The sequence below is a fragment of the Streptomyces sp. NPDC054872 genome (assembly GCF_053610705.1).
Window position 1 is genome coordinate 119,778 of sequence record NZ_JBSGYY010000029.1, and the last position, 7,374, is coordinate 127,151.

Sequence of the window (7,374 nt, forward strand, 5' to 3'; positions counted from 1 at the left end):
AGGTCGGCGTGGTTCTTCGCTACCGGGGTGACACGACAGCGGCTTTGGGGGCAGGGGGGAGCGCGGCGGGCTTGGGCGCGTCCTCGCTGAGGTAGGCGCGACGCCAGCGGAGGAAGGGCCGTTCGATGCCGTTGTACGTGACCACGGCCGCAGCCAGGGTGATGGGCAGCACCGCCGCCGTCGCGGTGAGGAACGCGTCCACGACCGGGCGCCCCGTCAGCTCGAACCACCAGCGGCGGGAGATGATCGCGGTGACGACCATGTAGTGGAGCAGGTAGACGGAGAAGCTCATCTCACCGACCTTGGCGATACCTCGCGACACGATCCCCGTCGAGGAGATGGTGGCCACGTAGGTCAGCACCACCAGAGCCCACAGAACTCCTTCCACGTCGACCCAGAGCAGGCGGGTGGCGTGCCGTTCGTGGAAGGAGTGGGTCTGGTTGAAGGCCCAGATGGCGCCCGTGACCAGCGTTGTCGCGACGCCGACCTTCAGCAGCCCCTGGAACCGTTCCCGGTGGTGCACGAAGAACCAGGCGGCGACCATGCCCAGCAGGAACTGGTCGATCCTGCCGGCGAGGCTGTAGTAGAGCATCGAGTTCACGCTGATGCTGCCGGTGGCCGAGGCCCACACGAGGCCACGGATCACGGTGACGGCGGCAAGGAGCTTGCCCAGAGCGGCAGGCCCGCGCTTGGTGAGGAGTCTGCTGAACAGCGGGAACAGCAGGTAGAACTGCAACTCGACCGCGATGGCCCACCACATGCTCGACACGGCGCCCAGGCTGAGGGAGCCGGGCAGATTGCCCAGACCGACCAGGGACTGGACCACCGCGAGCAGACTCGCGCCCTGCTTGTGTGCGCCGATGCCCAGAACGATCAACGCGATGTAGAGCGGGAAGATCCGCAGCACCCGATTGCCCAGGAACCGGCCGTAGTGGACGTCCTTGCCCAGGGTGCCGATGGTGAAGATGAATCCGGACAGCACCATGAAAAGGGCCACCCCGGAATGACCTTCCAGCACCAGGGTCGCCAGCGGGTTCTCCGAATAGAGCCAGCCGTGCGCGTCCCGGTTCGGGGTCTCCCTGAGAAGCGGAGAGATCATGTGCGTGCCGTGGCAGAGGAGGACCAGCACGGCAGCATAGGCACGCAGGTGATCCACGGACACGAGGTACTGCCGGTTGCTGCTGCGCATGCAGGGACGACATCAGCACCCGGGCGGCCGATTCGGTACCTGCGCACGAGTCCCTCCATATTGCCCGATAATTTCACTCATCCGAGGGGGTGCCGGCGCTCTGGGCGCCTTCTGCTTCTCGCAACCTTCGGTCGGCCCTGTCGTTGGCATGAAGAGTGGCCCCGTCTGTGCAATTTCCATTGTTCCGGGGCCTTGGCGACTCCTTGTGGAGTGCGGCTACGGGAGCCACGGCACCTTGCACATCTCATTCCTCATCCACAATTCCTTCGGTTTCGGCGGCACGATCCGTACCACCATCAATCTGGCCAACGCGCTTGTCGAACAGCATGACGTGGAGATCGTGTCGGTCTACCGGCACCGGGACGCACCCGTGTTCCCCCTCCACCCCCGCATCCTGCTCCGGCACCTGGTGGACCTGCGGGAGGGGACACCGGGGTACGAGGGCGACCTGCCCGAGGCCCGCAGACCGGCTGCCGTCTTCCCTCGCGGCGAGACGCAGTACCCGTACTACAGCGCACTGACCGATCAGCGGATCGCCCATCACCTGGGAACTCTGACGAGCGACGTCGTCGTGGGCACGCGGCCAGGTCTGAACGCACATATCTGTCTGCAGGCCAAGCGGGGTCCGCTGCGGGTGGGGCAGGAGCACCTGACCTTCAGCAATCACCCGCGGGCACTCCGCATGACGTTGCGTCGGCTGTATCCACGGCTGGACATGCTGACGACGACAACCCAGGCGGACGCGGAAATCTACCGGAAGAAGATGACGCTGCCGGGCGTGCGCGTCGAAGCATTTCCCAATCCCGTCCCCGCGCCATCGGGATCGGCGCCGAGCAGCAGGGACAAGGCGGTAGTCGCTGCCGGGAGACTCGTTCCGCCCAAACGGTACGACCTCCTCATCCGGGCATTCGACAGAGTCCGTGACGAGCGTCCCGACTGGGTTCTCCGCATCTTCGGGCCAGGAATCGCGGGAGGCCACGGAACGAAACTCCAGAACCTCATCGAAGAATTGGGAATGGAGAAGCACGCTTCTCTGATGGGCGCGGTCTCGCCCCTGGATCCTGAATGGCTCAAGGCGGGGCTTGCCGCAAGTGCCTCGGACCACGAGTCGTTCGGCATGACGATCGTCGAGGCGATGCGGTGCGGCGTGCCCGTTGTCTCCACCGACTGTCCCCTGGGGCCGAGAGAGATCATCTCCGACGGCATCGACGGGCGTCTCGTGCCCGTGGGAGATGCGAGCGCGCTTGCCCGCAACCTCCTGGAACTCATCAACGACGACGAGCTCCGGCAGCGTATGGCCGAGGCGGCCCAAGCCTCCTCGGCGCGCTACGAGCCCGCACTCATCGCGGACCGCTTCGCTGATACCTGCGCGCGACTGACGGGCCGGGGTGACACGAGCGGGAGGTTCAGGGCCGTCGCGCACCGGACCCGAGGCGCAGCGATCGGCGCGGCCTACGGTCTCAAGGACGCAGTGAAGCAGAGGCTCCACTGAGGGGCATCGGCCGGCCGTTCCCGGGCTCGTGCCGCGTCAGCGCCCACAACGCGAGCCCGAGGCAGCTGAACGCGGCACCCAGCGCGCATACGGCACCCCAGCCGGCCACCGCGTAGAGGGAGGTCGCGGCGATGGCGCCGATGGCGCTGCCGACCGAGTAGAAGACCATGTATCCGCCGATCAGCCGGCTGCCCGCGTCCGGACGCAGCGCGTGGACGAGGGTCTGGTTGGTGACATGCACCGCCTGTACCGCGAGGTCGAGAAGGATCACCCCGACGACCAGGGCCCAGAGCGAGCCGCGGGCGAACGCCAGGGGGAGCCATGAGAGGGCGAGCAGCGCCAGGGCGATGCCGGTCGTCCGCCCGGAGAGTCCGCGGTCGTTCAGGCGTCCCGCCACGGTCGCGGCCAGGGCGCCGACGACGCCGATGAGCCCCAGTGCCCCGATCGCGCTGTGGGACAGGGAGTACGGTGCCTCGCTGAGCGGGAGCGCGACGCTGCTCCACAGCGTGCTGAAGGCGGCGAAGATCAGCAGGCCGAACAGGGCCCGGAGCCGCAGCAGTCGTTCCCGCGCGAACAGGGTGATGGTCGAGCGCAGGAGCTCGTTGTAGCGCAGGGTTGTTGTCGACGGGGCGTCGCTGTGGTGGGGCAGTACTCGGTACAGGATCAGGGCGAGCAGTACGGTCAGCGACGCCGAGGCGAGGTAGACGGAGCGCCAGCCCGCGAGATCAGTCATGAGCCCGGACGCGGTGCGGGCGAGCAGGATCCCGATGACGACGCCGCTGGTGACCAGACCGACCACCCGTCCGCGCTCGGCGGGTGGGGCCAGCGCGGCCGCGAAGGCGACCGACGTCTGTGTGACGACCGCGAGAAGGCCCGTCGCGGCCATGCCCGCGAGCAGGGCCGCCGCTGTGTGGGCGGTGGCCACCACGATCAACGCCATGACCAGGAACAGCAGTTGGACCACGATGAGCCGTCTGCGGTCGGCCATGTCGCCCAGCGGCACGAGGAAGAAGAGTCCCAGGCCGTATCCGACATGGGTGAGGGTGACGACGCTGCCGACGAGGGCCGGGCTCATGGCGAGATCGTGGCCCATGGTCACCAGAAGCGGCTGGGAGAAGTAGACATTGGCCACCGAGGCTCCGCAGGCGACGGCGAAGAGCATGACGACGCCACGCGTCAGGACGAACGCGGAACCTTCCCTGCTCCGGGACCCGGGCGCGGGCTTGGACCTGGACCCGGACCCAGACGCGGACTTGAATCCGGACCCGGCCCCGGTCCGTCGTGCGGAGGTCTCGTTGCTGCCGTGCATCGGCGCCCCTTCGCTTTCTGGTTTCAACTTGCTACCACTGCTGATGGCGAAAGTAGCGCGTGTTGGTAGCATGTTGCAACCGTCGTGAGAGTCGGTGAGCCGTGAGAGCCAGTGAGAGACGAGGATGAGGACCGCATGGTGACCAGGACGCGTTTCGACGACAGTGATTGCCCGGTCGCCCGGTCGGTGGACGCCATCGGCGACTGGTGGTCCCTGCTGATCGTGCGCGACGCCTTCGACGGAAGTCGCCGTTTCGGGGAGTTCCAGCGCAGCCTCGGGGTGGCGAAGAACATCCTCACCGTGCGTCTGCGCAGCCTGGTCGCGGGCGGTGTCCTGGAGTCCGTTCCCGCCTCGGACGGCAGTGCCTATCGCGAGTACGTACTGACGCCGAAGGGTGAGGCGCTCTTTCCCGTCATCGTCGCGCTGCGGCAGTGGGGCGAGCAGAACTTCTTCGGCCCCGGCGAACCCCACTCGCAGTTGGTCGACCGTCGGCAGGGGCGTGGCCTCCGTCCGCTGGAGGTGCTGTCGGCGGACGGACGACGGCTGAACCCCGACGACACCACCGTCCACAAGGTCTCCGACCAGTGAGCGACGGCTGTTGAACAACGGCCGTCGGGCGACGGCCGTTTCGTGGCGCGTGTCAGCCGGGTGTCAGGCCACGCGAACGTCCGCGCCGTCGACGACCAGGGCCTGGCCGTCGCGCAGCGTCCGGTGGGCGACCCCGTCCGCCCGGTAGTTGGCGGCCACGGCATCGCAGGCCTGCGTCTCGGGGTGGCCGGGCGAGTCGACGTGCGGCACGACCGCGTGGTCGAGGACCCCGAGGCCGTCCCAGACGGCGGGGGCGCCGTATGTCTCGGGCACCACGGTCGGGTCGTCGCAGGCATCAAGTCCGCGCAGGCTGGGGGCGAGGACGCACGCTCCGGCGCTGTACCCGGCGTAGACCAAGGCGTCGCGTTCCAGGAGGGTGGTCACCACGGCGTCGGCACCGCTTCGGGCCAGCGCGTAACGCAGCATGAACGCGTTGCCGCCGCGTACCCAGAGCGCCGGGAAACGGCTCAGCGCAGCCTCCACTTCGTCTGCGGGACGGTCGAAGAAATCCCGCAGGTCCAGTTCGCTCGGCCGCAGTCCCAACGACGCCAGCGCGGCGATCTCCCGCTCCACGCCGGCCTTGCGCGCGTCCGCGGGCTGCTGGTCCACGGCGTTCGCGATCACGGCGATCTCCGGCCGCACCCCGGCCCCACTCAGTAGACCGAGGAGCTGCTCGGGGTGGTCGCCCAGGCGGAAAGAGGAGAGGTACATGCGCATGCCCGGACCCTAATCGGCGCCCGCCGGGGCCGCACCAAGATTTTGTGCGCACATAATCTCGTCCGTCGAGGGATAGCTGGGGGCGGTCCATCGCGTCGTGATGGTTGCGAAGAAGGGGAGGGTCGATGGAGGCCTCAAGTCACGACGAGTTCCGGGAGTTCGTAGCGATGCGCTCCACCGCGCTGCTGCGGCTGGCGGTGCTGCTCACCGGCGGGGACCGGCATGCGGCGGAGGATCTGCTGCAGATTGCGCTGATGAAGGCCTACGGACGCTGGGCGCACATCGAGCAGCCCGAGGCGTATGTCCGCCAAGTCCTGTACCGCCAGCAGGTCAGCCGCTGGCGGCTGCGCAGACATCGCGCCGAGACGACGGTGCCCGTACTGCCCGAGTCCGGCGGTGCGGCAGGCCCCGAGTCGGACACCGAGCTGCGGGTCGCGCTGTGGGCGGCGCTGCGTCGACTGACCAAGCGGCAGCGGGCCGTGGTCGTGCTGCGCTACTTCGAGGATCTGCCGGAGGGCGAGGTCGCGGAGCTGTTGAGGTGCCCGGTCGGCACGGTGCGCAGTACGGCGCACCGCTCGCTCGCCAAGCTCCGCGCGCTCGTCCCGGAGCTCGGACCCGAAAGGCCCGTGGAACAGGCGCAGTCGCTCAGCTACACGCCGAAGGAGATGCAGGGATGACGACGGAGCGGGTGGAGGAGAAGGTCCGCGAGACGCTGCACGCGGTCGCCCTGGATCAGGTGCGCGCGCCCGGGGACCTGGCCGAACAGGTGGAGCGGCGGCGCAGTCGGCGCCGCTTCTCGCAGGTCGCGGGGGCGGCGGTGGCTGTCGCCGCGATCACCGTAGGGGCGTTGTTCGGTTTCGGCGGTGCGGGTGTGACCGACGACGACCGCCCCGCACGGCCCGCGGTGTCGCCGGAGGGCTGGCAGCCGTGGGAGAAGGACACGGCGGGCGCCGCCGAGCGGGGCTGTCTGGTGGACGGCTCCGCGCTGTACTGCAGCGGGTCCAAGTACGACGCCGCCAAGTTCGACGCGAACACCGGCGAGCGGCTGTGGACGGTCAAGGTCAATCGTGAAGGCGACGGGATCGACCACCCGTTCGCCGTGCGCGACGGCGTGGTCTACGCCTACCGCAACCACACCGCGCAGAACGAACCGAACGGCGACTACGCCGGCGGCACCGATCTGATGGCGGTGGACGCCGACGACGGCGACGTGCTGTGGACGGTCGAGATGCCGCAGGACGACCGCACCGACCAGGCCGCGATGCTCATCGACGGCGCGGTCCTCGCCAACACGCCGAACCTTCGCACGATGTCGGCCCTCGACCCGCGGACCGGCAAGGAGAAGTGGCGCCACACCTGGGACAAGGGGGCCGCGTGCCAGCGCGCGGTGCTGGGTGGCGTGCCCCATCTGGCGTGCACGCCGGACGTCGAGAAGCCCGAAAGCACCGACATCCTGCGACTCGATCCCGCCACCGGAGATGCCAGGAAGGTCGCCACGCTGCCCGGCGGGCAGCAGCTCGTCGGTACCTCCGGAGGCCACATGGTCCTGACCGCGGCGAACGACCCGGCAGTCGGCTTGGACACGAACGCCCGCAAGGACCTGCGGCTGACCACCATCAGCGGCACCGGGAAGCAGACCTCGCATTCCTATCGGGTCGGAGGGGCGTTGGCCTCCTTGGATCTCGTCGGTGACCGCCTGATCACCGTGAACTGGAAGGGCAAGGCCTCGGCCTATTCGCTGACCACGGGAAGGACTCTGTGGACGGGCCCGGTCGGCGTCGAGCTGCCCGACGAGGACTCCATGCACGATGTCGCCTCTCCCGTGGTGTCGATGGCGCAGGGGGTCGTGTACTTCCTCGGCGAGCGCGGGGATCTGGCCGGCCTCGATCTGAGGACGGGTGAGCGGGTCTGGCGTGAACACGTGGACTTCGGCGAGCCGAAGCCGGGTGCCGGCTTCTGGAGGTCGGCGCAACTCCTGCTCTACAAGGACACGTTGGTCGTACGGAGGGGCGGCGAGATCGTCTCCCTGCTGCCGGGGGTCGGCCACTGACTTTCGCGGGGCGCCGGGCCGGGACATTC

The 7,374-nt window shown here is 68.6% G+C and carries 7 protein-coding genes; 4 read left to right on the forward strand and 3 right to left on the reverse strand.

Going from position 1 to position 7,374, the window contains the following annotated elements; all coding sequences use genetic code 11:
- Positions 1-19 precede the first annotated feature (19 nt).
- A complete protein-coding gene (locus ACWGIH_RS30135) occupies positions 20-1,189 on the reverse strand; it encodes an acyltransferase family protein (RefSeq protein ID WP_453449897.1) in 1,170 nt (389 codons plus the stop codon).
- Between the two features lie 235 nt (positions 1,190-1,424).
- Here ACWGIH_RS30135 and ACWGIH_RS30140 point away from each other — a divergent pair, with 235 nt between their 5' ends.
- Positions 1,425-2,681 carry a glycosyltransferase family 4 protein gene (locus tag ACWGIH_RS30140; protein WP_453449911.1) on the forward strand — a complete coding sequence of 419 codons (1,257 nt, stop codon included), beginning with the start codon at positions 1,425-1,427 and terminating at the stop codon, positions 2,679-2,681.
- Here the strand turns inward: ACWGIH_RS30140 and ACWGIH_RS30145 are convergent.
- Entirely contained in the window at positions 2,650-3,843 is a 1,194-nt protein-coding gene (locus ACWGIH_RS30145; RefSeq protein WP_453449912.1) for an MFS transporter, read from the reverse strand. The two genes, ACWGIH_RS30140 and ACWGIH_RS30145, sit on opposite strands and share 32 nt — an antisense overlap.
- 282 nt (positions 3,844-4,125) lie before the next feature.
- Between ACWGIH_RS30145 and ACWGIH_RS30150 the strand changes: the two genes are divergently transcribed.
- Complete coding sequence (locus tag ACWGIH_RS30150) at positions 4,126-4,578, forward strand: winged helix-turn-helix transcriptional regulator (RefSeq protein ID WP_453449898.1); 453 nt, start codon at positions 4,126-4,128, stop codon at positions 4,576-4,578.
- A 63-nt stretch (positions 4,579-4,641) separates the two neighbouring features.
- Here the strand turns inward: ACWGIH_RS30150 and ACWGIH_RS30155 are convergent, their stop codons facing one another.
- On the reverse strand, positions 4,642-5,295 hold the full coding sequence (locus tag ACWGIH_RS30155; protein ID WP_453449899.1) for a Type 1 glutamine amidotransferase-like domain-containing protein: 654 nt from the start codon (positions 5,293-5,295) through the stop codon (positions 4,642-4,644).
- Positions 5,296-5,420: 125 nt separating this feature from the next.
- Between ACWGIH_RS30155 and ACWGIH_RS30160 the strand changes: the two genes are divergently transcribed.
- Together ACWGIH_RS30160 and ACWGIH_RS30165 are read left to right on the forward strand one after the other, a co-directional pair.
- Positions 5,421-5,972 (forward strand): SigE family RNA polymerase sigma factor, encoded by a 552-nt coding sequence (locus ACWGIH_RS30160; protein ID WP_453449900.1) that lies wholly within the window; start codon positions 5,421-5,423, stop codon positions 5,970-5,972.
- Positions 5,969-7,345 (forward strand): outer membrane protein assembly factor BamB family protein, encoded by a 1,377-nt coding sequence (locus ACWGIH_RS30165; RefSeq protein WP_453449902.1) that lies wholly within the window; start codon positions 5,969-5,971, stop codon positions 7,343-7,345. The genes ACWGIH_RS30160 and ACWGIH_RS30165 overlap by 4 nt, the downstream gene beginning before the upstream one ends.
- Positions 7,346-7,374 lie beyond the last annotated feature (29 nt).